We start from the raw sequence: 406 nt of genomic DNA, 5'->3' as shown, positions 1-406 counted from the left end.
CGTAACAAGGTAACCGTAGGGGAACCTGCGGTTGGATCACCTCCTTACGAAGTGCTCGTAAGTGTTCACACAGATTGTTTGTTTATCGAAAAATAGTTAAGTCCCCTTCGTCTAGAGGCCTAGGACATCGCCCTTTCACGGCGGTAACAGGGGTTCGAATCCCCTAGGGGACGCCATAAAATGTGATGAAGCTATTTTTCAAAAAAATTATGTTTGTATTTATTTGATATTCGAATGAATAGAAAGATAAAGCTCTTTAACAATTAGGAACAAGCTGAAAGAAACGAGTTCTCGTTTTTATCGTAAACTGATATATGAAAGTATGTTGGATTGAGATAAGAAAGAGAAAAAAGCGTAATGAAAACCAAGACAACTGTGAGTTGTAAGGTTAAGAAATTAAGCGTAC

At 38.2% G+C, this 406-nt stretch carries 1 tRNA gene; it reads left to right on the top strand.

The window, feature by feature from the left end:
• The first annotated feature begins 100 nt into the window (after positions 1–100).
• Positions 101–176, top strand: a tRNA-Glu gene (locus H3T56_RS11560).
• The last annotated feature ends 230 nt before the right edge of the window (positions 177–406 follow it).

Origin of the sequence: Gilliamella sp. W8123 (assembly GCF_016101085.1) — a bacterium.
GTDB lineage: Bacteria > Pseudomonadota > Gammaproteobacteria > Enterobacterales > Orbaceae > Gilliamella > Gilliamella apis.
The sequence above is the reverse complement of the archived record's forward strand: the minus strand, read 5'-3'. Positions and strand labels throughout refer to the sequence as shown.